We start from the raw sequence: 23896 nt of genomic DNA on the forward strand, positions 1-23896 counted from the left end.
GTCTTGGCAATATCTCCCTATCCGGCGGCCGGAAGGGGTACCGCCGTGGGCCATCAGGGTCGATAATCCAGGCTGTCTTGCGTCGAACCGTCATCGCCCTCCAACGATGTGGAGGGACCTCAGAGAAAAGCCGAGCTGTCCGTGAGACGGGATGATCGCTGCTTTTCGCCGGGAATAATGACGCACCGTAGGCAAGACGGCGGATATGGCATGGGGTGTGCGGTAGTGCCGAACGAAGGGAACGGGCTATGTGACGTAACCCCTCTGATTCGACCCGGGTGGGTCGCTTCATGGGCCCCGTCAGGGATATGAAGCGGACATGTCCGGCAGGTGTCAGCGTGCTGCCGGAGGCCGGCGTTGCCGGGGGCGCAGTTGGTGCGTGATCCGATCGACGGACTCGGCGAGGACTTCGGCGAACCGCGAACGGTTCATGCCGAAGCGGACGAACAACTCCTCGTCCGGTGGGCCGCCGAACGGTGACCATGCCTCGGCGAATTCCACGATCTGCCAGGCATCGGGCCAGGGCCGGCAATGGCGGGCCTGCTGATCTGCCTGGGTCGGCGCGCGGAGGCGGTGTCGCCGATGGTTCGCGACGACGCCCGGGCCGGAGTTCGTGATCTGTCGGTTCGGAGGAAAAGTAGTCACCTTCGATGTCCTGTTCGATAGCGCCGTTGGAGTCACATTCGGCGGAACCACTCATGACTACGGACAGGAAACGCGGACCCGCCTCGGAAAGGTAGCGGAGCTCCGGGGCCGCGCGCGGATGCTGTCGAACCGATAGGGAAGTGGATCAGGGTCGCGTAGGGTTCGACAGGTCGGGGTCACTGGCTCGACGCCGTGGTCATGCCCAGGTTGCGCATGTCCGGGACGAACGGCTGGTGCGCGAGCAGACCGCCGTCGACTCGGATCACCTCGCCGTTGATGCCGCGCGAGTCGTCGGAGGCCAGGAAAAGATACGTCTTGGCCAGCTCGGTGGGCCCGTTGAGCGTGGGGTTCATCGTGTGGCGGATGTAGATGTCCTTGATCTCCTGCGGCAGTGCCTGCGCCGGGGGAGTGGTGGTGGTACCCGGGCAGATCGCATTGCAGCGCACGCTCTCCTTGCCGTACTGCGTCGCCGTGTACCTGGTCAGGGCGAGCAGCGCGGCCTTGGTGGCGCCGTACCCGGTGAGACTGTTGTCGCCGGCGAAGGCGTGGGTGGAGGCGGTATTGATGATCGAGCCGCCGTGTTCACACAGGTAGGGGAGAGTGTGCTTGGTCATCAGCATCGCGGCGCGCAGGTTGACAGCCAGGACGTTGTCCCAGGTCTCGATGGACATGGTGGCGATGTCGCCGTCGTCGGCGGGGAAGATGCCCGCGTTGTTGACGACGATTCCAGGGGCGCCGAAGTAATCGACGGTCCGTTGCACCAGTTGCGCGATCTCGCTCTCATTGCGCAGATCGATGCCGTACGCCAAGGCGGTCTTCTCGCCGTGCCGCTCGTTGAGGATCGTCGCGAGGCGCTGCGCTCCTTCGACATTGATATCGGCCACGACCACGCGTGCGCCCTCGGCGGCCAGTTCCGTGGCGGTGGCGCCGCCGATGTTGAGACCGCCCGGTTCGACGAATGTCGCCCCGGTGACGATCGCAATCCTTCCTTCTACGCGACCCATTGTTCTCTCCTGTCGAAATTCGGATGTCGGTTACAGATCCAGGACCAGGCGATCGCCGTGGCACCGGGAAACACAGATGAGGATGTATTCGTTGCTTGCCCGTTCCTCGGGAGTGAGGACCTCGTCGCGGTGGTCGGGCGTTCCTTCGAGGACCGTGAGTTCGCATCTGCCGCACATGCCCTGCTGACACGACGACAGCACGTCGACACCCTGGGATTCGAGTGTGTGCAGGATGGTCTGTCCCGGCGGCACCGTGAACGTCCGCTCCTGTTTCGCGAGGACGACTTCGAAGGCCGTGTCCTCGGATGCGCTGTCGTCGGACTTCGGCACGAAGCACTCGGTGTGCAGCGATCCCGCGGGCCGATCCCGGCAAAGCCGCTCGAGTGCTTCGAGAAGCGCGGCGGGTCCGCAGCTGTAGATCGCGGTGTCCGCGGGGGTTCGGTCGAGGACACCGGCCAGATCGAGGAGACCGGCGCGATTTTCCGGATGGAACTCGACGCGATCACCGTATTGCTCGAGTTCGTCCCCGAACGCCATGGACTCCGTGGTGCGGCCGCCGTAGACCAATCGCCATTCGGCACCGCGCTCCTGGACTCGGGCGATCATCGGCAGGATCGGGGTGATCCCGATACCGCCTGCGATGAACAGGTATCGATCCGACTCGACCAGGGCGAAATTGTCGCGGGGGGTGCCGACCCGGAGCTTCGTACCTGTTCGCAGCGCGGTGTGGATGTACTCCGAGCCGCCTCGGCCCTTGCCGGGTCGTTCGCGCAGTACGGCGATCCGCCACACGTCCGGTTCGCGGAGATCACCGCACAGCGAGTACTGGCGCACCGCGCCCGATGGAAGGAACACATCGATATGGGAACCGGGGTTCCACGCGGGCAGCGCGGCGCCGGTCACCGGCCGCAGAAGGATCGCTTTGACACCGGCTGCGACATCCTCGATGCTCTCGACGACGACGTCGAAGCCGTTGAGGGCCTTGGTTTTCGAAGGTGGCAACGACACACTCCTTCCATCGGTCCGCGACAGCGAGAACTACGAACGATCCCAGGTGACGGGCAGCTCGTGGACGCCGAGGATCTTGGCCTCGTACTTGACCCGGACCGCGGCCGCGGGTACGGCCAGGCGCAGTGTGGGGAGTCGCTTCAGCAGCGTGGTGAACACGACGTCCAGCTCGAGCCGGGCCAGCGGGGCGCCCAGGCAGGTGTGGATGCCGTGCCCGAACGTCAGATGACGGCCGGCGTCACGGTGGATGTCGAAGCGGTCGGGCTCGTCGAAGGCGGCAGCGTCCCTGTTGCCTGCCTCGGTGGACAGCATCACCAGCTCGCCCTTGGCGATGGTCTGGCCGTTGATTTCGATGTCCTCGGTGGTGGTCCGGGGCAGGTTGCCGATGATGTCGAGGTGCCGCAGGAGTTCCTCGACCGCCTGCGGCATGAGCTCGAGGTCCGAGCGCAGCTCGGCCAGCTGGTCGGGGTGCTCGAACAGAGAGAAAAGGCCCAAACCGATCATATTGCCGGTCGTTTCGTGCCCGGCCATGAGCAGCAGAGTCGACATACCGGCGACATCCGCGATCGAGACCGCACCCGATTCGACGTGCTTGACCAGCAGGCTGATCAGGTCGTCGCCGGGTTCGGCCTGCTTGATGGTCACCAGCTCCGCCAGGTAGGTCATGACGTCGGTGATCGCCGCTCCGACCTGCTCGGGAGTGCTCTCCGACGCCAGAACGGCTCGGGTTCGTTCCTGGAAGAAGTCGTGCTTGTCGTAGGGAACTCCGAGCAGTTCGCAGATGACGAGTGAAGGAAGCGGCAGAGCCAGCGCGTCCACGATGTCCACCGGGCCGTCGGAAGCGAGCATGTCGTCGATCAGCTCGTTGGCGATGCGTTCGATGGTCGGGCGCATGGCGGCCATCCGGCGCGGGGTGAATTCCTTGGCCAGGATGCGACGGAGATCGTCGTGCTCGGGTGGGTCCATGGCAAGGAAGAATCCGGGCACGACCTGATCGCCGGCGTCACCGCGGGTGGAGTCGTCGATGCCGCGCACGCTCATGCGCGGATCGGCCAGGACGGAGCGGACGTTGTTGTAGCCGGTGACGAGCCAACCGGGAGCGCCCTTGAAGTCGACCTTGCGCAGCGCGTCGTCGGAGTAGGACTTGTACTTGTCGGACGGAGCGAACGGGCATTCGCGCCGGAAGGGGAACGAGGCCAGGTCGCTGGTGGCAGCCGTGCCGACCGAGGGGGCTGCGACCTCTGCTTCGGCGGGTTGCGTTGTCATTACTGCTCCTTCGTTGGGCTGATGTGCCGTGGCCGTCGTCGGCCGGCACCACGCGATGACGAACTGAAAGCCTCTGATGATTCGAGGGAATCGAGAAAGCTCGCCCATCCGGGGAATGTGACGGAGGGCACAGAGTGTGTTAGCGGTCATATCGTGACACGTTGCGAAAAGCTCGTCAATGGGTGGTGGAGATAAATCTGTATTGCGGCTGCCCGCCGCGATCGAACCCATTGGAAAATCTCGGAAAGATGCTGCCAGGCAATAGTATTCACGTATAATCGAGCCGTTGATCGCGATTGGATCATACTGGCCGGTTGGGCTGCGTCGCGTCGGGCGCACGGCTGCTATGGTCGGTTTTGTTAGTGGTTAATCTGGTTTGGATGTCCCTTGGGTGGGTTGAAGGAAGATTGCGCCCCCTGACATCGGCGAGCACGACGAGGGCCGCCCCGATGTGTCGTTCACGGCGGAACCGCTTCCGGGCGGCCTCGGCATGGCGTCGCCGGTTTCCTGGGCAGCGATGTTCGACTGCGGCGCTGATCGCACGTAACGATGTTCGAGGGCAGCGTCGAATTGCCGCGGTGCCGAACCACCGCGGCGGTATCGCTTCACCGTGATTCGGTCCGCGCTCGCCGACCCGGGCTCAGGCGGATGCGCGCTGGAAATGCGCCAGCAGATCCGGGTATTTCACCAGGTGTGCGCCGCCGTTGATGTCGAGCGTCTCTCCGGTGAGCCACGCGGCGCGAGCGATGTAGACCGCGGCGTCGGCGACTTCCTCCGGTGTGCCGGGTCTGCCCAGCGGGATATTGGCGAGGTAGTCGGCCTCGAGGCCGGGAACGCTCATCGAGGGGCTGGTCAACGGTGTCATGACGATGCCGGGTGCGATGGCGTTGACGCGGATGCCGCGGGGTGCGAGTTCGAGCGCGGCGACCTGGGTCAGCATGGCCAGGCCGGCTTTCGCGGAGCAGTAGGCCGCCATACCGGTTCCCGGTTGCCGTGCGTTGAGCGAGGACAGCGAGATGATGACGCCACCGGCCGACATGGCGCGGGCCGCGTGCTTGACGACCAGGAAGGCGCCGGTGAGGCACACGTCCACGACCCGGCGGAATTTCTCGACGGGCAGGTCGGTGACAGCGCCCGCGGCACTGACTCCGGCACTGTTCACGGCGATGTCGAGTCCTCCACGAGTGGCACGAGCCGTTTCGAACAGCTCGCGTACGGCGTCCTCGTCGGTCACGTCCACCCTGACGGCATCGTGGTCGGCGCCGAGTTCTGCGGCGAGTTCGAGCGCCTGGGCCACGTTGCGGTCGGCGAGGGTGACCGTCGCTCCGTCCGCCGCCAGTGCGCGGGCGATCGCGGCGCCGATGCCGGAGGCGCCTCCTACGACTACCGCATGGCGTCGTTGTGTCTGTGACATTGCGTGCGTCCTCTTCTCGGAGGGAAAAAGTGGATGGTCATCGAATGAGGCTCCGCGGGAGCACCATTGCGGTTGCCAGGGCGGTGAGTTCCTCGGCGATTCCGGGGCGTTGCCGGAACTGCGGGACCTGCGATATGTCGGTGACGACACCTATCACAGCTTGCGCGAGTGCGCGGGCGTCCGCCGTTGTGAGGTCGCCGGCGAGTTCGCGGATGGCCTGCACCCATTCGGCGACATACTCGCGCTGGGTCTCCCGCAGAGCGGATTGTTCTTCGTCGGACAGGTACAGCAGGTCTGTGGCGAGAATATGCATGATTCGGCCGTGCACGCCCAATGCCTGCCGGATATAGGTGCGGATGAGCGCCTCGAGCACCTCTTGGCCGGTGGTCGCGTGCGCCAGCGCGTCGGTGGTGACATAGAGCAACCCCTCCGCGCCTCGTTCCAGGATGGCGCGCAGCACCTGGGCTTTGCTGGTCACATGCTGGTACAACGTGGCCACCGACATCTCCGAGGCCTTGGCTATGTCGTCGATCCGCACGTCGTAGAAGCCGCGTTCCTCGAACAACTTCGTGGAGGCTTCGATGATGCGTTCGCGACGGCCGGCCGGGCGGCGGGGCACGGCGGGAGGCAGGACAGCGGTGCCCAGGCCGGGATCGGGGAGCGGGCACTCGATGATCGTCCTGGCCAGGGCGGCCTGGATTTCCATCAGTCGCTCGGCCGGCAGGTGACCGCGGATGTCCGGGGTGTTCGAGTACATCGTGAGCACGGCGTAGCCGAGCAATTCGGCCTTGTGCTCGCCGACGGCAGGATTCGCGGCGACGATCTTCGCCGCGATGTAGTCCCGGTTGGCCACGAAATGATCGAGGAACAGTTCGTACTCGGCCGGCTGGAGGTGGTACCGCTCACGCCGCCACAGTGTCGCCTCGTCGCCGTTGGCGGTCAGGTCGCCGAGCCCTTCGAGGAACAGATGGAGTTGTTCACGAGGTGTCGAGCCTGTCTTGTCCGCTGCCGCTTCGAGTTCCGCGACCATCTCGACCTGGCCCATGAGGGCGCGCACGAGAATGGCGTACTTGCCCTTGAAGTGCCGGTACACGGCCGGTCCGGTCAGACCAACGGCGGCGCCGATCTCGTCGATACTGACGTTCTGATACCCCATGTCCTGGAAAAGACGGGCCGCGGCACGCGCGATCTGTTCGGATCGCCGGCTACCCCGCGTGGACGGGCCGGGTGACTCCACGTCGGTGTCGGTGTTCGTCGGCGTCGCCGTCGGTCGTGGCATGTCAGCTCTCCCCTGTGGGCGTGATCATGGGGTCATTTTCGCATCTCGGGAGCTTTCTCCGGCCGGCCACGCCACGACCGCCGATCCGGCCAGCGTCTTGGTTCCGTCGGCGAGAACCGCTGTCAGATCCAGGTGGGCGCGCTGTTCGCCGCCGACCATCTCGATCCTGGTGATCTCCGCGCGGAAGACGGGCTCCGCGAGAACCGGTGTGATCGCGGTGAACCGGGTGGACAGCTCGAGGATGCGGTGCTGTGGAACCCAGTTGGTGAGCAGGCGGCCCAGATAGGCCATCGACAGCATGCCGTGGGCGAAGACGTCGTCCACACCGGAGGCCCGCGCGGAGTCGATGTCGATATGGATCGGATTGTGGTCGCCCGAGGCGCCGGCGAACAGCGCCAGGGTGGTACGGGTGATGGCGCCGAGCCGCAGCTCCGGCACGGATTCGGTGACGACGGACGCGGGTGAGTTCACGATATGCCTCCGGAGTTCTTGATGACACTGACGCTCTCGAGCTCGGCCACGACCGCACCGTCACGGGTCACCGTGGTCCGGCGCACCAGGAAGTCGAGCGCGCCTCCTGCCTTGGTGTAGGCGTCGACGTAGGCGGAGTCGAACCGCAGCCGGTCGCCCGCGTGGACCTCGGCGAAGTAGCGGAATCGCTGCTCACCGTGCAGCACAGTGCCGAGGTCGACTCCGTGGGCCGCGAGATCGTCGAAGACGGGGGAGTTCTCGAGTTCGAGGCCGAACAGGAAGGTGGGCGGTGCGAGCACATCGGGGTGGCCCGCCGCGATCGCGGCGTCCTGGTCGCGGTAGATCGGGTTCTCCTCACCGATCGCCACGGCGAACTGCCGGATCCGGCCGCGCTCGACGTCGACGATCAGCGGTGGTGTGACGACATCGAGAATCGCGTGATCGAGGGCCATCATCCCACCTTCTCGTACAGGGTGACGACGCAGGCGCCGCCGAGACCGAGGTTGTGCTGCAACGCGATTCGCGCTCCGTCGACCTGGCGTTCGCCCGCCCGGCCGCGCAGCTGCCACACCAGTTCGGCGCACTGCGCCAAGCCGGTGGCGCCGAGCGGGTGGCCCTTGGAGAGCAGGCCGCCGGACGGGTTGGTCACGACCCGCCCGCCGTAGGTGTTGTCACCGTCGAGGACGAACTTCTCCGCGGTGCCTTCGGGGGTGAGACCGAGGCCCTCGTATGTGATGACCTCGTTGGTGCTGAAGCAGTCGTGCAGCTCGACCACCGGGATGTCCAGCGGATCGACGCCCGACTGCTCGTAGACCTCGGTGGCGGCCTTCGCCGTCATGTCGTATCCGGCGACCTTCATCATGTCGGTGGTCTCGAAAGTGCCCGCGAGGTCGGTGACCAGCGACTGGGCCCGCACGCGGATGCTCGCGTCCAGCCCGCGGGCACGCGCGAACTCCTCGCTGCACACGATCGCGGCGGCGGCGCCGTTGGTGGGCGGGCAGCACATCAGCAGGGTCAGCGGGCCCCAGATCGGCTTCGAGCCCATTACCATGGCCAGGTCGATCGGATCGCGGAACACCGCGAGCGGGTTGCGGCCGGCGTGCGCGCGCGCCTTCACCGAGACACGGCCGAACACTTCGGAGCTCACACCGTAGCGCGACATGTATTCCAGGCCCGCGCCGCCGAACAGCTTCGCGGCCATGGGAGCCGGTTCGTCACCGCCCGGCATGGCCGCCGCGATGTTCTCGCCGCGCGCGGTGGGGCTCGGGCGGTCGCCATAGGTGTTGACGAGGGCGCCGGGCTGCATCTGCTCGAAACCGAGGGCAAGGACGCAGTCGGCGACACCCGCGGCGACCGCCTGGCGGGCCAGCCACAGGGCGCTCGATCCGGTGGAGCAGTTGTTGTTGATGTTTACGACGGGAATTCCGGTCATGCCGACGTCGTAGAGCGTGTTCTGCCCGGACGTGGAGTCGCCGTAGACGTAGCCGACGTAGGCCTGCCGGACATCGTCGTAGTCGATGCCCGCGTCCCGTAGGGCCGCGCGGACCGCCGCGGCGCCCATCCGGTCGTAGGTCTCGCTCTTTCCGGGTTTGGTGAAGGGCATCATTCCGACGCCGCTGATACAGACGTTTGTCATGGGCCTGTCCTTGTTCGGGGCTGATGCTCGGGTCCGCCACTCGGGGAGTCACTCAGCCGAGTCGATCGTGACTATACATATTCATGACTAACATATGGCGAAAAATGCCTGAGAAAACTTGCCATTGACGCCCAAATGAGGTGAAGTTAGTATTCACCACAGTGATGGCAGTCACAGCCATTCCTCGCGGGCGGACGTTGATTCCCGGCGTCGTGCCCATGACGGCAAATTCAGGAGGCAGCACGTGAGCGTGCGGAAACTGCAGGACAAGGTCGCGTTGGTCTCGGGCTCGGGACGCGGCATCGGGCGCGCGGTGGCACTGAAGCTGGCCTCCGAAGGGGCCAAGGTCGTCGTCAACGACCTCGATCCGGAACCGGCGAAGGAAGTCGTGGCCGAGCTCGAGGCGCTCGGCGGACAGGCGGTGGCCTGCGTGGGCAGCGTCACCGATCCGGAGTTCGCCGATCGGTTCGCCGCCGCGGCGGTGGACAACTTCGGCGGCCTCGACATCATCGTCAACAACGCCGGTTACACCTGGGACAACGTGATCCAGAAGATGACCGACCAGCAGTGGGACGACATCATCGACGTGCATCTCACCGCCCCCTTCCGCATCCTGCGCGCCGCGCAGCCGGTTATCAGCGCCGCGGTCAAGCGCGAGCGCGAATCCGGCGTGGTGCCGTGCCGCAAGGTCGTCAACGTCTCGTCCACCTCCGGCCTGCAGGGCAACGCCGGCCAGGCGAACTACTCCTCCGCCAAGGCCGGCATGGTCGGCCTGACCAAGGCGATCGCCAAGGAGTGGGGTCGCTACAACGTCACCGTCAACGCCGTCGCCTACGGCGTGATCAACACCCGGCTGACCTCGGTGACGACCGAGGAGAAGACCATCAAGGTGGCCGACCGCGACATCAAGGTCGGCGTCGATCCCGCGGTGATGGAAGCGGCCACCAAGCAGATCGCGCTGGGCCGGGCAGGCACCGTCGAGGAAGCTGCAGGCGCGGTCTACCTGCTGTGCAGCCCCGAGTCGAGCTACATCACCGGCCAGACGCTCGTCTGCGGCGGCGGGCTGTGACCATGACGTCCGCTCGCGCCGACGAGAGCGCAACGGCCTATGCCGACGTGCGCTACGAGGCCTCCGGCGGCATCGCGACGGTGACCCTGGACGCACCGCAGCGCCGCAACGCGATGCGGGTGCCGATGCTGGTGGACGTCCTGCGGGCGCTGGACCGGGCCGACCGCGACCCCGAGGTGCGAGTCGTGATCGTTACCGGCGCCGGCGACGCATTCTCCGTGGGCGCGGCACTGGACGGGCCGGAGACGCTGTCACGGGCACTGGCCGAAGACGTCGACGGTCACACGCCCACCGGCTACCGCGAACCGGCCGGCCGGATCAGCGAGCGGCTCTTCGCCATGCAGAAGCCGGTCATCGCCGCGCTCAACGGCCACGCGATCGGCGGCGGTGTCACCATCGCCGCCGCGATGGACATCCGCATCGCGAGCGAGCAGGCCCGGTTCGGGTTCGTCTTCAATCGCCGCGGCGTGGTGCCCGAGGGCGCGTCGTCGTGGTTTTTGCCCCGGCTGGTCGGTATCGGCCGGGCGACCGACTGGATCCTGTCGGGCCGTGTGTTCGACGCCGCCGAAGCCTATGCGGCGGGCTTCCTCACCCAGGTGGTGCCGCACGACGAGGTGCTCACCGCCGCCAGGGCGTACGCCGAGCAGTTCGTGCGGGATACCTCGCCCACCTCGGTCGCGCTCGCCAAACGACTGCTGGCCACCGGTTGGCTGCACTCGCACCCCGGCCCGGCGGCCGCCGACGAATCCCGCGCCTACGCGAGCCGGGTCGACTCGGCGGACGCGCGCGAAGGGGTCGTGTCGTTCCTGGAACGCAGACCCGCGGTGTTCCCGCCGTTCGACCCGTCGCCTGCCGAAAGATTCTGACCCACCGAGGAGTGCCGAGCACCATGTCCACCGAACCGTTCACCGTCTGCAAGTACGGCGCCGACGCGGAAGGGACCCACGACTTCGCGGGCATCCCCAATTTCAACGAGAGCGTCTACTTCAACTTCGTCGATCCGGTCTCCCAGCTGGGTGGGCTCGTCCGGATCGGCAACCGGCCGAATCTCGGGTACAGCGAGACCTCGGTGCAGCTCACACTCCCCGGCGGGGCGATCGCGTTCCGGGCCGGGCGCACGCCGCGCGAGACGAACGACGACTTCGCCGGTCAGGGCCTCGGGATCACCATCACCGAGCCCACGCGCAAGGCCGAGATCACCTATCGCAACACCGTCGCCCGCGTGGTTCATCCGTCGTTGATGGCCGAGCACGGTCGCATCGCGTTGAAGAATGCGCCGTCGGAGGAATGCGAGATCTCGCTGACCTATGAGGCGTCGAGCCCGATGTTCGTGATCAACAGCGACGGCGACTGCACCCCCGGCGGTTCCACGATCGCGACCGACCACTACGAGCAGTTCGGGCACCTGTCGGGCACCATCCGGGTCGGCCGCCGTACCTGGGTGCTCGACCGGGTCACCTCGTTCCGCGACCATTCGTGGGGCCCGCGCGAGTGGGCTTCCTACACCGGTGAATGGGTGGCCGGCTGGCTCGCGGACGGAACCGCCTTCAGCGCGTACGGCGAATACGAGAAATCCGGGGTGCGGGTGTCCGCGGGTGCGGTGCTGACCACCGACGGTGTCGCGCACCCGATCACCGACTACACCGTGCACACCGACTACGCCGGGGAATCCACGTACTCGGGACGCCACGTCGGCATCATCACCGCGGAGGGCCTGCCGACGATCCTCGTCGACGGCGCCATCCGGCACTTCGTCCCGGTCACCCAGCGCACCGAGGACCGCGCCGTCCGGATGGGCCAGATGACCGTCGACCTCGCCGAGGGACACGGCGGCTGGGCGGTCGCCGAATTCCTGCGGCCGATCCGCCCGTAGACCGTCACCCGTCGCACCCGAACGAATCGTCTCCGAGGAGCACGTCCATGTATCCCGGCCGCCGCGCCATCGAACATCCTGATCGCCCAGCCATCATCATGGCGCCCAGTGGGGAGGTCATGGCCTACGGTGACCTCGACGCACGGGCGAACCGGCTGGCCGCGCTGTTCCGCTCCGAGGGCATCGGGCCGGGAGACCACATCGCGCTGTTCATGGAGAACCACCTCGAGATGATCGTCGCGATGTCGGCGGCCGAGCGATCGGGGCTGTTCTACACCCCGGTCAACTCCTTCCTGTCGGCGGCCGAGGCCGCGTACATCATCAACGACTCGCAGTCGCGGCTGGTCATCACGACCGCGGCGAAATCCCCGGTCGCGCGGGAGTTCCCCGAACGGTGTCCGCGGGTGAGCCGTTGGCTCATGGTCGACGCCGATCCCGGTTCGCCCGCACTGGCAGACCGGTACGAGTCCTACCACGCGGCGGTCGCCGGATTCGGCACCGCACCGGGGGAGGACGAACGGCTCGGCACGCCGATGTTCTACTCCTCCGGCACCACCGGCAGGCCCAAGGCGATCAAACGCATGCTGCCCGACGCGCACCCGGGCCAGATCCTCGCGATCGAGGATTTCGGCCGCAAACTGTTCCACCTGCGCGAAGGCATGCGATTCCTCTCACCCGCCCCGCTCTACCACTCGGGCCCGCAATCGACGGTCGCGATCAGCCTGCGCCTGGGGGCCACGGTGGTGGTGATGGAGAAGTTCGACGCCGAGCTATATCTCGAACTGGTCGAGAAACACCGCATCACGCACTCGATGGTCGTTCCGACCATGTTCTCCCGGCTGCTCAAGCTGCCCGAGGACAAGCGCGCCCACGACGTCTCCTCGCTCGAGGTCGTGGTGCACGGTGCCGCTCCGTGCCCCGTCGCGGTCAAGGATGCCATGCTCGACTGGTGGGGCCCGGTGATCTACGAGTACTACGGCGGCACCGAGGCCAACGGCATGTGCGGATGCACCCCCGAGGAGTGGCTGGCGCACAAGGGAACCGTCGGCCGGCCGTTCATGGGTGAACCGGTGATCCTCGACGGGGACGGCAACGAATGTCCGCCCGGCGTCGCCGGAACTATCTGGTTCCGCGGTGAGGGCAGTGGCTTCGAGTACTTCAACGACCCGGGCAAAACGGCCGAGGCCAAGGACCCCACCGGGACGATGTCCAAGATCGGTGACATCGGCTACCTCGACGAGGACGGGTTCCTGTACCTCACCGACCGCCAGGCGTTCGTCATCATCTCCGGCGGTGTGAACATCTACCCGCAGGAGATCGAGAACCTGCTCGTCACACACCCGAAGGTGATGGACGCCGCGGTTTTCGGTGTCCCGGACGAGGACTTCGGCGAGGCCGTCAAGGCCGTGATCCAAGCCGTCGATCCGGCGCAGGCCGGTCCGGAACTGGCCGCCGAACTGAGCGAGTTCTGTCGCGAGCACCTCGCGAAATTCAAGTGCCCCAAGTCCTTCGACTTCATCGACGAGATGCCCCGGCTGCCCACCGGGAAGCTCTACAAGAAGCCCCTGCGCGACGCGTACTGGCAGACCGCGGATTCCGCGTCGCCGGCCGCCGTCCACTGACCCGCGACCGCCGTCGGACCACGACCGGTCGTGCGCCAACACCTGAGAACAGGACCCGAAATGCCTCATGACGTGTACGTGTACGACGCCTTCCGCACCCCGCGAGGTCGCGGCAGGGGTGGAGCCCTGCACGGTGTCAAGCCGATCTCGCTCGTCGTCGGCCTGCTGCACGCCCTCCGAGGCCGCAATCCTGGCCTCGACCCCAAGCGCGTCGACGATCTGATCCTCGGCGTGGTCGGTCCGCTGCGCGACCAGGGCGCCGACATCGCTCGCACCGCGGCCATCGCCGCCGGACTGCCCGAGACCGTGGCGGGCGTGCAGCTGAACCGGTTCTGCGCGTCCGGGCTCGAGGCGGTCAACACCGCCGCGCAGAAGGTGGCCTCGGGCTGGGAGTCGCTGGTACTGGCGGGCGGCGTGGAAAGCATGTCCCGGGTGGCGATGGGATCGGACGGTGGCGCGTGGGCCAACGACCCGGAGACCAACCTGACCACCGGATTCGTCCCGCAGGGCATCGGCGCCGACCTCATCGCCACCCTCGAGGGCTTCACCCGGGAGGACGTCGACGCCTTCGCCGTCGAATCGCAGCGCCGCGCCGCGACCGCCTGGGACGAGGGCCGATTCGCGCGCTCGATCGTGCCGGTACTCGACCGCAACGGGCAGACCATCCTCGACCACGACGAGCACATCCGCCGGGGCACCACCCTCGAGTCGCTCGGCAAGATCAAACCCGCGTTCGCCGCGCTCGGCGCACAGTCCGGGTTCGATGCCGTCGCACTGCAGAAGTACCACTGGGTGGAGCGGATCGATCACGTACACACCGGCGGCAACTCCTCGGGCATCGTCGACGGCGCCGCGCTGGTCGCGATCGGCAACGAGGCGATCGGCAAGGAACTGGGCCTGACCCCACGCGCCCGCATCGTCGCGGGCGCGGTGAGCGGCTCCGATCCCACGATCATGCTCACCGGTCCTGCCCCGGCGAGCCGCAAGGCACTCGAGGCCGCCGGGCTGAGCGTCGACGACATCGACCTGTTCGAGATCAACGAGGCGTTCTCCTCGGTCGTACTGCGCTTCATGAAGGACCTCGACCTCCCACACGAGAAGGTCAACGTCAACGGCGGCGCGATCGCCATGGGCCATCCGCTCGGCGCGACGGGCGCGATGCTGATCTCGACGATGATCGACGAGCTCGAACGTCGTGATCAGCGCCGCGGCCTGATCACCCTGTGTGTCGGCGGCGGCATGGGCATCGCCACGATCGTCGAGCGGGTGTGAGAGCGCCGTGTCCCAGACGTCCCCCACCCGGACATCCCACCGACAGAATTCCGACAACACCCCGAGCGAGGCCGGTGCCGTGACCACCATCGAGACCATCACCTGGGAGCAGATCGAATCCGGCGTCGTCGTTCTGACTTTCGACGACCCCACACAGTCGGTCAACACCATGACCGCGGCCTGGTCCGCATCGTTTTCCGCCGCCCTCGACCGGCTCGCGGCACTGGGTTCCGAGCTGACCGGCGTGATCCTCACCTCGGCCAAGAAGACCTTCTTCGCCGGTGGCGATCTGGGCGACCTGCTCGCCACCACCCCCGAGCAGGCGGGCGAACTGACCGCCTTCGCCAACGGCGCCAAGGCGATGCTGCGCAGGCTCGAAACCCTCGGCGTCCCGGTGGTCGCCGCCCTCGGCGGCAGCGCGCTCGGCGGTGGCCTGGAGATCGCCCTGGCCTGCCACCATCGCATCGCCGTGGACACACCGGCCATTCGGATCGGACTTCCCGAGGTCACCCTCGGCCTGCTACCCGGCGGTGGCGGCGTGGTGCGCACCGTCCGGCTGCTCGGCCTGGACACGGCGCTGGACAAGGTGCTGCTGCCCGGCACCGCCCATCGCGTGCGGGACGCGCTCGCCCTCGGTCTGGTCGACTGCGTCGCCCCGGACGCCGAGGCGCTGATTCCCGCTGCCCTGGAATGGATCTCGGCGAATCCGGGTGCCACCCAGCCGTGGGATCGCGGTGAGCCGATCCCCGGCGGAACCGCGTACACCCCGTCGATCGAAGCCCGACTGCCGGTGCGTGCCGCCGCGCTGCGCGCCCGCCACAGGGGGGCGCCCATGCCCGCCCCGACGAATATTCTCAGCGCGGCCGTCGAGAGCACCCAGGTCGACTTCGACACCGCGTCCGCGATCGAGACCCGCTACTTCGTCGAACTGGTCACCGGCCCGGTCGCGAAGAACATCATCCAGGGCACCTTCTTCGACAAGAAGGTCATCAAGTCCGGTGCGAGCCGGCCGAAGGGTTTTCCCACCCATCGCGCGACCTTCGTTGCCGTGCTCGGCGCGGGCATGATGGGCGCGGGTGTGGCCCTGTCGTGCGCGCTCGTCGGCATGCGGGTGGCGTTGAAGGACATCGACCTGGCCGCCGCCGAGCGCGGCAAGGACTACGCCCGCACAGTGCTCGGCAAGCAGGTCGACGCGGGCAAGCGGACCCGCGAGGACGCCGACGCGATCCTTCACCTCATCACTCCCACCACGTCCATCGAGGATCTCGCGGGAGCCGACCTCGTGATCGAAGCCGTGTTCGAGAACCCCGATCTCAAGCGTGAGGTGTTCGCCGAAGTCCTCGACGTCGTCGCTCCCGACGCGGTGCAGGCCTCCAACACCTCCACCCTGCCGATCACCGATCTCGCTCGCGATCTGCCGCGCCCCGAGGACTTCATCGGCCTGCACTTCTTCTCGCCGGTCGACCGCATGGAGCTGATCGAAATCATCGTCGGCGACAAGACCAGCGACGCCGCCCTGGCCAAGGCCTTCGACATCGCCTTGCAGATGCGCAAGACCCCGATCGTGGTCGGCGACGGACGCGGCTTCTTCACCAGCCGGGTCATCCTGCAGCGTCTCGTGGAAGCCGCGGCGATGATCGGTGAGGGCGTCGACCCGCAGTCCATCGAGCAGGCCTCGCTGCAGGCGGGCTATCCCGTGGGCACGCTCGCGCTGCTCGACGAACTGACGCTGTCGTTGCCGCTGAAGATCCGCGGCCAGTTCCGCGAGGTCGCCCAGCAGCGGGGCGCGGAGCTGGCCGACCACCCCGGCGACGCGGTGCTCACCGCGATGGTCGAGGAACTGGGCAGGCCGAGCCGGGTCGCCGGCGCCGGCTTCTACGACTACGTCGACGGCAAGCGGACAGCCTTGTGGCCCGGTCTGGCAGAGCGGTTCCCGCGCGCGGAGCAGCGGGTCGACCTGGCGGATCTGCGCGATCGCCTGCTCTTCGCCGAGGCGCTCGAGACCGTCCGCTGCCACGACGATGGCATCCTGCGCTCGACCGCCGACGCGAACGTCGGCTCACTGCTCGGCATCGGCTTCCCCGTCTGGACCGGTGGCACCAGTCAGTTCGTGGCGGGCTACCCCGGCGGCACCGCCGCGTTCGTGCGGCGCGCGCGGGAACTGGCCGACCGGTACGGCGCGCGGTTCACCCCGCCGGCCTCGCTGACGGGACAGTGATATGCGCAGGGACATCTACACCGCCGAACACGAGGCCTTCCGTTCCGCGTTCCGCGCACTGCTCGACCGCGAGGCCGTGCCCAACGTCGAGAAGTGGGAACAGGCGGGCACCGTCGACCGCGACTTCATCACCACCGCGGCCGAATCCGGTTTCCTCGGCTTCGAATTCGACACCGAGTACGGCGGCCTCGGTATCTCGGACTTCCGCTACAACGCCGTCATAGCCGAGGAAGTCGTGCGCTCCGGCATGGCCGGTGACACCTTCAGCATGCAGAACGACATTATCGTGCCGTATCTGCGCGACCTCGCCACCGACGAACAGAAGCAGCGTTGGTTGCCCAGGTTCACCCGTGGTGAGTGCGTCACCTCGCTGGGCATGACCGAACCCGGGGCGGGCTCGGATCTCGCCTCGATCCGCACCGCCGCGGTCCGCGACGGCGAGGATCTGGTCATCAACGGCACCAAGACGTTCATCACCAGCGGCGCCACCTGCGACCTGGCGATCGTGCTGGTCCGCACCGGCGAACGCGACGGCCGGGGCGCCTCGCTCGTCGCCGTCGAGTACGGCACCCCGGGATTCGACCGCGGACGCCCGATGCGCAAGATCGGCCGCAAGGCCCAGGACACCGCGGAACTGGTGTTCACCGACTGCCGCGTCCCGGTCGCGAACATCCTCGGCGAGCCCGGCCGCGGCTTCGGCTCGGCGATCGCGAACCTGCCGCGCGAGCGGCTCTCCATCGCGGTGTCCGCGGTGGCCTCGGCCGAGCACGCACTGAGCCTGGCCCTCGACCACGTCCGTTCGCGGATCGCGTTCGGCGCACCGCTGGCCGACCTGCAATCGGTGCGGATGTCGATCGCCGACATGCACACCGAGGTGCGGATCCTGCAGCACTACGTCGACGGCTGCGTGGCCGCGCTCAACCGCGGCGAACTGTCCGCTGCGGACGCCGCGGGCGCCAAATACAAAGCGACCGAACTGCAATGGGACGTCCTGGACCGGTCGCTGCAGCTCTTCGGCGGCTACGGCTACACGGAGGAATATCCCATCGCGCGGATGTGGCGCGACGCGCGCATCCAGCGGATCTACGGAGGAGCGAACGAAGTGATGAAGGATCTCGTCGGCCGCGCGGTGGTGGCCGGATGAACAGCGCATCGCCGGCGGGACCGCTCGCCGGCAGGACCGCACTCGTCACGGGCGGCTCGCGGGGCGTCGGCCGCGCGATCGCGCTGCGCCTGGCCCGCGACGGCGCTGCGGTGGCCGTGAACTACCGGCGCGACGCGGCGGCCGCCGACGAGGTGGTCGAGCAGATCGTCGCGGCAGGCGGACGTGCGGCGACCTACGGCGCATCGATCGACGACGAGGCCGCCGTCGCGGATATGGTGACCGCGATCCGCGCCGATCTGGGCCCGGTGGACCTGATCGTCAGCAATGCCGGTTCGGCCAGTCGCGGCCAGGACGTCGCCTCGACACCGCAGGCCGACTACCTGCAACTCATGCGGGTACACACCTTCGGCCCGATCGCGTTGATCCAACAGGTGCTGCCGGACATGCGCAAGGCCGCGTCGAAGGGTGTGGGCCGTGGCGACATCGTGATGATCTCCTCCAACACCACGCTGTCGGCCCCGCCGAATTCCGCGCCCTACACGATGGCCAAGGCTGCTATGGAGATGTGTGTGCGCACCCTCGCACGGGAGGAGCGCCGCTACGGCATCCACGCCAATATCGTCGCGCCCGGTCTCGTCGCCACCGAGATGGGTAAACGACTCGTCTCCGCCGCGCGTGGCGCCGATATCGGCGATCTCGACGCCGATTCACCGTTCGGGCGGGTGTGCCGCCCCGAGGACGTCGCCGGCACGGTGGCGTTCCTGGTGTCACCGGACTCCGGCTACGTGACCGGACAGCGGCTGGTCGTCGACGGCGGCGGCCCGAACCCGACGATCTTCTGACGACCGACACGAGAGTGAGGCTTGGGTGACGACCGTGGTCGAGACAGACGACACCACCGGCACCACCGCTACCGAGCACGACGATTTCTTCGCCGAGCTGACCGCATCGCTGGACACCGTGCTGTCGGCGGACGGCACGCTGCGGGTGACCGATATCGACCGGCGCGGGGAAGGAAACTCGTGGGAGACCTATCTGGTCACCGTCGAGTGGAAGGCGGATTCCGAGCTCCGCATCGCGACCTACGCGGTCAAACGCCGGCCGGTCAGCGGCATCACCGGCGACTACGACGTGAGCCGTGAGGTAGCGCTGCTGCAGGCCGCCGACCGGGCGGGCATGCGGGTACCCGCCGTGCTCGCGCATCGTGGCGAGCGTGCCGGCGCGCGAGGATTCTTCGTGATGGAGAAGGTGCCCGGCATCATCCCGATGCCGCACACCGTCTCACGGCTGATCCCCGACGCCGCCGTGCGCGCAGATATCGGACGGCAGGTCGCCAGGGAGATGGCCCGGCTGCACAGTGCCGATCCGATCGGCCTGGGGCTGGACATGCTCGGACCGGTGCCCGACGGCGCCGATACCGGCAGAATCGAGAACGACAAGTGGTTGCGGGCCTACCGCGAGGTCGCCGACATCCCGATCCCCGTCCTCGACCTGGCCTGCGCGTGGCTCGACCACCGCGCCGATGCCGTCTCCGGGCGGGTCGGCTTGGTGCACAACGATTTCCGGATCGGGAATCTGGTGATCCAGGACGGTTCCATTTCCGGAGTGCTGGATTGGGAGACCGCGCACTTCTCCGACCCGGTGGCCGATATCGCCTGGTTCGCGCAGCGGACCTCGCGCGGCCGGTCGCCGCTGCTGTGCAAGCTGATCGAGCTCGAGCCGTTCCTCGACGAGTACGAGCGGGCGGGTGGCCGGCGGCCGAGCCCGGAAACGCTCACCTGGTGGTCGGTCCAATCCCTGGTCAAGACGGCCGTGGGTTGTTTGCAGGCCGTGGATGTCTACAAGCGCGGGGACCGCGACGACCTGCGGTACTCGAATATGGCGCACAGCGTCTACTACAGCGTCGGCTGGCTGACGAAGATGCTCCGCGACGGAGAATGGGGACACTGACATGACCGTCTACTCGACCGATCTCACCGGCCTGCTGAACACGATCAAGGACACGCTCGGCCGCCGCGTCGCTCCGGCGCTCCCGGAGGGCACCGCCCGGCAGGAACTCGCCGCGGTGCTCGAACAGCTCGACAACCTCACCGGGCGGATTGCCTGGGACCGCGATCGGCTCGCGCAGGTCTGCGAACGCACCGAGGGCCTGGCGGCTCGGCTCGGGCTCGCACCCGCCGATGCGCCCGCGACCGATGTCGACACCCTGCGGACTCGCCGGCGCGCGGTGTCGGAAGTACTGCGCGAGGCCTATCGCGACGGCGTACCTCACGTCGAGCTCGTCGAATCCGTGCTCGACTTCTCGGAACGAGATGTCGCGGAACAGATTTCGGTGGACCTGCGCGCGGGACTACCGAACTGATTCGTTCACCAACGGCCGGGCCGCCCTACAGGTGGCCCGGCTTTCGACTATCGGAGGATGGTGGAGATGCGCGTCCACGAACTGCTGGACCATTGGGCCGACCGCTTCCCGGAGAGATCTATGTAACCGACGGCAGCCGCGGACTCACCTGGCGCGAGATGCGTCGGTGGAGCCACCGGATCGGCAACTGGTCGGCAGGCGAGTTGCGGCCCGGCGAACGCTTCTGCCTGCTCGACCGCAACTCGTTGGAGATGATCGCGCTGTACTTCGGCGCCTCGCGAGCCGGCGTCGTTCCGGTGCCGCTCAACTACCGACTGGCGCCCCAGGAGTGGAAATACATCGCCGAGGACGCCGGTTGCCGCCTGGCCGTGGTCCACGAGGACTACGCGGACGCGCTGACCTCGGCTGTCCCCGGCATCACGGCGTCGGTCATCCGCGACGACAGCGAATCGCGCCTGCGATTCGACGATGATATGGTCGCGACCTCCGACGAGGCGCTCGACCGGGATATCCCGGCCGACGCGATCTACCACCAGATGTACACCAGCGGCACCACCGGCACACCCAAGGGCGTGATGGTGACCCACCGGGCGGCGTGCGCCAACGCCCTGCAGATCCAGCCGGCTCTGGGATCGGTGCGCAAAGTCACGCTGTGCGTTATGCCGCTGTTCCACGCGGGCGCCGCGTTGCAGATCTTGGCCTATACCTCGGTGGCTGTTCAGTGCACGTCGTGCGCGATTTCGACCGGACCGATATGCTGCGGACGATGTCGGATCGCCGAATCCGGCTTCTCACCCTGGCCCCGGCGATGATCCAGGGCATGATCGACGACCCGTTGGCCACGCAGCTGGATTTCTCGGCATTGGAGCTGATGGCTACGGATCGGCTCCGATGGCGGTCGAACTCGTCAAAAAGGCGATGGAGGTGTTCGGCTGCGACTTCGCGCAGGCCTATGGCATGACCGAAACCTGCGCGGTGGCCGCCATTCTCGCCCCGTAGGACCATCGCCGGGCACTGGCCGGGCGCCCGGACATCCTGGCTCGGCGGGGCGCCCCGTGCTCGGCTCCTCGATCCGCGTGATCGGAAAGAACGGCCAACAGCTTCCCAGCGGGGCCATCGGCGAGATCGTGGTCCGCGGACCGCAACTGATGGAGGGCTATTGGGGTCTCGAGGACGCGACGCGGGACGCGCTCGACGGCGGGTGGCTGCATACCGGCGACGCGGGCCACATCGACTCCGAGGGCTTCCTGTTCATCTCCGATCGGGTGAAGGACATGATCGTCTCGGGCGGGGAGAACATCTACCCGCGCGAGATCGAGGAAATCCTGTCCGAGATGCCCGGTATAGCCGACGTGGCGGTGATCGGCGTGCCGAGCGAGCGCTGGGGCGAGAGCCCGATCGCGGTGGTCGTGCCCGCCGTGGGCGCGACCGTCACCGAGCAGATGGTCCTCGACCACTGCCGCGCAGCGCGGTCGGCAAGGTTCTCGAGCGTGATCTGCGGGAACCTTATTGGCAAGGCAGAGATCGCCATGTCAATTGAATGCGGTACAGCAGCCGTGTCCGTCAGCTGAATCGCCGGGTCGGTAGGCGGAACTCCTCCGATATAACCGGCGGTAGCCCCGGAAGACGGATTCGCCGGGCCCCGTACGGGGCCCGGCGAATCCGTTCGTCCATCCCGGTGACTCGCCGCGAATGTCAGTCCGTCTTCCGCGGCGTCGCCACGAAGTCGGCCGAGTCGGGCCGGTGGGTCCGCGTCCAGTAGTCGATGACCGGCCACGGGCAGTTGGTCACCACTCGTCCGCTGGAATTGCGGTAGTAGCTGTTCACTCCGTCCATGGCGTACACCATGCGGGAGTTCGCTTCGTCGAGCTCTTCGTTGTACCGGTCGTATGCCTCCCGGCGGCATTCGAGTGTCGCCAGGTCGTCGGTCACCAAGCGGCTGATCGCCTCGATGACATAACGGACCTGCGCCTCGCCGATGGTGATGTAGCTACCGCCCGGCGGATTGGTGTTCGGGCCGTAGAGGAAGAACAGATTCGGATAACCCGGCGTGGTGATGCCCAGGTGCGCGCGCCCGTTGTCGTTGTCCCACTGCTCACGCAGCGCGACGCCGCCACGGCCACGGATATCCATCGGGAACAGGAAGCGCTGCTGCTGGAAGCCCGTGCACAGGATGAGCACATCTATCTTGCGCTCCTCGCCGCCCGCGGTGACGACGCCGCCCGGCGTCAGTCGCTCGACACTGCCGGTCAGGAGTTCGACATGCGGTTTCACCAGCGTGGCGAACCAGCCGTTGTCGATGAGCAACCGCTTGCCGAACGGCGGGTAGTCGGGCAGCGTCTGCTCGCGCAGTTCCTCGTGTCCGGCGAGCTGCTGCTCGAGGTACTGGGTGAAGTAGGCCCGATACGCGTCGTTGAGCGAGCTCACGAGCTTGCCCTTCTCGGCACGCCGCGGATCGACCGGCAGCGCGGCGAACGTGCGTTCGGTGTAAAGCCAGTACAGCCGGAACCGGTACCAACCACGGTAGAAGGGAACATGGTCGAACAGCCAGTGCTTGGCGGGCGGCGACGGCTGGAAGTAGTGCTCGTTGGGCGCGATCCACTGTGGTTGCCGTTGCAGGACGACCATACTCTCGACCTCGTCGGCGATCGCCACGACCAACTGCATGGCGCTGGCGCCACTGCCCACGACCGCCACCCGCTTGCCGGTGAGGTCGATGTCCTCGGGCCAACGCGCCGAGTGCACAATCTGCCCGCCGAAGTCGGCGGTACCGGGGAAGTCCGGGATATTGGGGGTGCTGTGCAGCCCCGCGGCGGTCACCAGCGCGGTGGCGCGTAGTTTCTGTCGTTCCCCGTCCGGACCGGTCACCGAGATCACCCACTGCTGTGCCTGGTCGTCCCAGACGGCGCTGTCCACGGAGTGACGCAGCCGGATCTTCTCGGTCACGCCGTATTCGTGGGCGACGTCTTCGAGGTAGGCGAAGATCTCGTCGCGCCGGGAGAAGTACTCGGTCCAGTTCTTGGGCCGGAACGAGAATGAGTACAGATCGCTGGGAATATCGACGCGCGCGCCGGGATACCTGTTCTCCCACCAGGTGCCGCCGATGCGGTCGTTGCGCTCGAGCACGGTGTAGGGGATGCCCGCCTTGTCCAGGTGGATGGCGCAGGCCAGGCCGGAGACGCCCGCACCGACGATGACGACACCGAAATCGGGCCGGTCGTGCTCGATGAGCGCGCCGGTGTCCGCGGGTTCGAAGGGGGTGAAACCGAGTTGTTCGGCGATCATGGGGGAGTAGGTCTCGGGGATCGGCTCGCCCATGACGGTGCTCATCAGACGCGCGAGTTCGCCGGCCGCCGGCGTGGGATGCGCGATCGGCTTGCCTCTGCTCCAGTCGAGGACTGCGTCGGTGGCCGCCTCGTGGATCTCGGTCTGGATCGCCGGATCGAGTCCGCCCGAGTCCAGTTCCTCGAATCCTTTGGGCGCGGCAGGGAGGTAGGGCGCGGACAGCCACTTCTCCTCGCCGGTCAGCTGGTAGATCACCGGCAGCAGGCACGGGATGTTGGCCGCGGTGACCGCCGCGTGCACCGTGGCGCGGTCGAGATCGGGATCTGGTGGAATGGTTGGGCTCATATCGTGTCTTTCGGGGCGGAGT

General features: G+C 67.2%; 22 protein-coding genes. 12 read left to right on the forward strand and 10 right to left on the reverse strand.

The window, feature by feature from the left end:
* Positions 1 to 333: 333 nt before the first annotated feature.
* From ON20_RS29995 to ON20_RS30035, 9 genes are all read right to left on the reverse strand, one after another.
* On the reverse strand, positions 334 to 645 hold the full coding sequence (locus tag ON20_RS29995) for a hypothetical protein (protein ID WP_040841374.1): 312 nt from the start codon (positions 643 to 645) through the stop codon (positions 334 to 336).
* Positions 646 to 821: 176 nt separating this feature from the next.
* A complete protein-coding gene (locus tag ON20_RS30000; RefSeq protein ID WP_040841375.1) occupies positions 822 to 1649 on the reverse strand; it encodes an SDR family NAD(P)-dependent oxidoreductase in 828 nt (275 codons plus the stop codon).
* A 30-nt stretch (positions 1650 to 1679) separates the two neighbouring features.
* Positions 1680 to 2657, reverse strand: a complete 978-nt coding sequence (locus ON20_RS30005; RefSeq protein ID WP_218002697.1) for a PDR/VanB family oxidoreductase — start codon at positions 2655 to 2657, stop codon at positions 1680 to 1682.
* Positions 2658 to 2687: 30 nt separating this feature from the next.
* Positions 2688 to 3923 carry a cytochrome P450 gene (locus tag ON20_RS30010; protein ID WP_040841376.1) on the reverse strand — a complete coding sequence of 412 codons (1236 nt, stop codon included), beginning with the start codon at positions 3921 to 3923 and terminating at the stop codon, positions 2688 to 2690.
* 640 nt (positions 3924 to 4563) lie between these two features.
* Positions 4564 to 5337, reverse strand: a complete 774-nt coding sequence (locus ON20_RS30015; protein ID WP_040841377.1) for an SDR family NAD(P)-dependent oxidoreductase — start codon at positions 5335 to 5337, stop codon at positions 4564 to 4566.
* 37 nt (positions 5338 to 5374) lie between these two features.
* A complete protein-coding gene (locus ON20_RS30020) occupies positions 5375 to 6616 on the reverse strand; it encodes a TetR/AcrR family transcriptional regulator (RefSeq protein ID WP_040841378.1) in 1242 nt (413 codons plus the stop codon).
* Positions 6617 to 6640: 24 nt separating this feature from the next.
* Complete coding sequence (locus ON20_RS30025; protein ID WP_040841379.1) at positions 6641 to 7087, reverse strand: MaoC/PaaZ C-terminal domain-containing protein; 447 nt, start codon at positions 7085 to 7087, stop codon at positions 6641 to 6643.
* Positions 7084 to 7539: a MaoC family dehydratase N-terminal domain-containing protein gene (locus tag ON20_RS30030; protein ID WP_040841380.1), complete on the reverse strand. Its 456-nt coding sequence runs from the start codon at positions 7537 to 7539 to the stop codon at positions 7084 to 7086. Before ON20_RS30030 ends, ON20_RS30025 begins: the two co-directional genes overlap by 4 nt.
* On the reverse strand, positions 7539 to 8723 hold the full coding sequence (locus ON20_RS30035) for a lipid-transfer protein (RefSeq protein ID WP_040841381.1): 1185 nt from the start codon (positions 8721 to 8723) through the stop codon (positions 7539 to 7541). The genes ON20_RS30030 and ON20_RS30035 overlap by 1 nt, the downstream gene beginning before the upstream one ends.
* Positions 8724 to 8967: 244 nt before the next feature.
* Here ON20_RS30035 and ON20_RS30040 point away from each other — a divergent pair, with 244 nt between their 5' ends.
* The 12 genes from ON20_RS30040 (at position 8968) to ON20_RS33705 (ending at position 21815) form a co-directional block, all read left to right on the forward strand.
* Positions 8968 to 9792: an SDR family NAD(P)-dependent oxidoreductase gene (locus ON20_RS30040; protein ID WP_040841382.1), complete on the forward strand. Its 825-nt coding sequence runs from the start codon at positions 8968 to 8970 to the stop codon at positions 9790 to 9792.
* Between the two features lie 2 nt (positions 9793 to 9794).
* Complete coding sequence (locus tag ON20_RS30045; RefSeq protein WP_040841384.1) at positions 9795 to 10658, forward strand: enoyl-CoA hydratase-related protein; 864 nt, start codon at positions 9795 to 9797, stop codon at positions 10656 to 10658.
* Between the two features lie 23 nt (positions 10659 to 10681).
* Entirely contained in the window at positions 10682 to 11665 is a 984-nt protein-coding gene (locus ON20_RS30050; protein ID WP_040841442.1) for a DUF7064 domain-containing protein, read from the forward strand.
* A 47-nt stretch (positions 11666 to 11712) separates the two neighbouring features.
* Positions 11713 to 13287 (forward strand): AMP-binding protein, encoded by a 1575-nt coding sequence (locus ON20_RS30055; RefSeq protein WP_040841385.1) that lies wholly within the window; start codon positions 11713 to 11715, stop codon positions 13285 to 13287.
* A 60-nt stretch (positions 13288 to 13347) separates the two neighbouring features.
* Positions 13348 to 14559, forward strand: a complete 1212-nt coding sequence (locus tag ON20_RS30060) for an acetyl-CoA C-acetyltransferase (RefSeq protein WP_040841386.1) — start codon at positions 13348 to 13350, stop codon at positions 14557 to 14559.
* A gap of 79 nt (positions 14560 to 14638) precedes the next feature.
* Positions 14639 to 16777 (forward strand): 3-hydroxyacyl-CoA dehydrogenase NAD-binding domain-containing protein, encoded by a 2139-nt coding sequence (locus ON20_RS30065; RefSeq protein WP_040841443.1) that lies wholly within the window; start codon positions 14639 to 14641, stop codon positions 16775 to 16777.
* Between the two features lies 1 nt (position 16778).
* Positions 16779 to 17921, forward strand: coding sequence for an acyl-CoA dehydrogenase family protein (locus tag ON20_RS30070; protein WP_040841387.1), 1143 nt, complete (start codon positions 16779 to 16781; stop codon positions 17919 to 17921).
* Positions 17918 to 18724, forward strand: coding sequence for an SDR family NAD(P)-dependent oxidoreductase (locus ON20_RS30075; protein WP_040841388.1), 807 nt, complete (start codon positions 17918 to 17920; stop codon positions 18722 to 18724). The genes ON20_RS30070 and ON20_RS30075 overlap by 4 nt, the downstream gene beginning before the upstream one ends.
* Positions 18725 to 18758: 34 nt before the next feature.
* Positions 18759 to 19832 (forward strand): phosphotransferase family protein, encoded by a 1074-nt coding sequence (locus ON20_RS30080; protein ID WP_086009105.1) that lies wholly within the window; start codon positions 18759 to 18761, stop codon positions 19830 to 19832.
* Position 19833: 1 nt separating this feature from the next.
* Entirely contained in the window at positions 19834 to 20244 is a 411-nt protein-coding gene (locus tag ON20_RS30085) for a hypothetical protein (protein WP_040841390.1), read from the forward strand.
* A 92-nt stretch (positions 20245 to 20336) separates the two neighbouring features.
* Complete coding sequence (locus ON20_RS33700; protein WP_051163640.1) at positions 20337 to 21056, forward strand: AMP-binding protein; 720 nt, start codon at positions 20337 to 20339, stop codon at positions 21054 to 21056.
* Positions 21057 to 21212: 156 nt separating this feature from the next.
* Positions 21213 to 21815, forward strand: coding sequence for an AMP-binding enzyme (locus ON20_RS33705; protein WP_368853944.1), 603 nt, complete (start codon positions 21213 to 21215; stop codon positions 21813 to 21815).
* 124 nt (positions 21816 to 21939) lie between these two features.
* Here the strand turns inward: ON20_RS33705 and ON20_RS30095 are convergent, their stop codons facing one another.
* Positions 21940 to 23874: a flavin-containing monooxygenase gene (locus tag ON20_RS30095; protein WP_040841391.1), complete on the reverse strand. Its 1935-nt coding sequence runs from the start codon at positions 23872 to 23874 to the stop codon at positions 21940 to 21942.
* Positions 23875 to 23896 lie beyond the last annotated feature (22 nt).

Source organism: Nocardia brevicatena NBRC 12119, assembly GCF_000308495.1.
GTDB classification, from domain to species: Bacteria; Actinomycetota; Actinomycetes; order Mycobacteriales; family Mycobacteriaceae; genus Nocardia; species Nocardia brevicatena.

Excerpts from the sequence above, each read along its gene's own strand:
- ON20_RS30000 (WP_040841375.1), bottom strand. The coding sequence starts at position 1,649 with ATGGGTCGCGTAGAAGGAAGGATTGCGATCGTCACCGGGGCGACATTC.
- ON20_RS30010 (WP_040841376.1), bottom strand. The coding sequence starts at position 3,923 with ATGACAACGCAACCCGCCGAAGCAGAGGTCGCAGCCCCCTCGGTCGGC.
- ON20_RS30015 (WP_040841377.1), bottom strand. The coding sequence starts at position 5,337 with ATGTCACAGACACAACGACGCCATGCGGTAGTCGTAGGAGGCGCCTCC.
- ON20_RS30020 (WP_040841378.1), bottom strand. The coding sequence starts at position 6,616 with ATGCCACGACCGACGGCGACGCCGACGAACACCGACACCGACGTGGAG.
- ON20_RS30030 (WP_040841380.1), bottom strand. The coding sequence starts at position 7,539 with ATGGCCCTCGATCACGCGATTCTCGATGTCGTCACACCACCGCTGATC.
- ON20_RS30035 (WP_040841381.1), bottom strand. The coding sequence starts at position 8,723 with ATGACAAACGTCTGTATCAGCGGCGTCGGAATGATGCCCTTCACCAAA.
- ON20_RS30045 (WP_040841384.1), top strand. The coding sequence starts at position 9,795 with ATGACGTCCGCTCGCGCCGACGAGAGCGCAACGGCCTATGCCGACGTG.
- ON20_RS30050 (WP_040841442.1), top strand. The coding sequence starts at position 10,682 with ATGTCCACCGAACCGTTCACCGTCTGCAAGTACGGCGCCGACGCGGAA.
- ON20_RS30055 (WP_040841385.1), top strand. The coding sequence starts at position 11,713 with ATGTATCCCGGCCGCCGCGCCATCGAACATCCTGATCGCCCAGCCATC.
- ON20_RS30060 (WP_040841386.1), top strand. The coding sequence starts at position 13,348 with ATGCCTCATGACGTGTACGTGTACGACGCCTTCCGCACCCCGCGAGGT.
- ON20_RS30070 (WP_040841387.1), top strand. The coding sequence starts at position 16,779 with ATGCGCAGGGACATCTACACCGCCGAACACGAGGCCTTCCGTTCCGCG.
- ON20_RS30075 (WP_040841388.1), top strand. The coding sequence starts at position 17,918 with ATGAACAGCGCATCGCCGGCGGGACCGCTCGCCGGCAGGACCGCACTC.
- ON20_RS30085 (WP_040841390.1), top strand. The coding sequence starts at position 19,834 with ATGACCGTCTACTCGACCGATCTCACCGGCCTGCTGAACACGATCAAG.
- ON20_RS30095 (WP_040841391.1), bottom strand. The coding sequence starts at position 23,874 with ATGAGCCCAACCATTCCACCAGATCCCGATCTCGACCGCGCCACGGTG.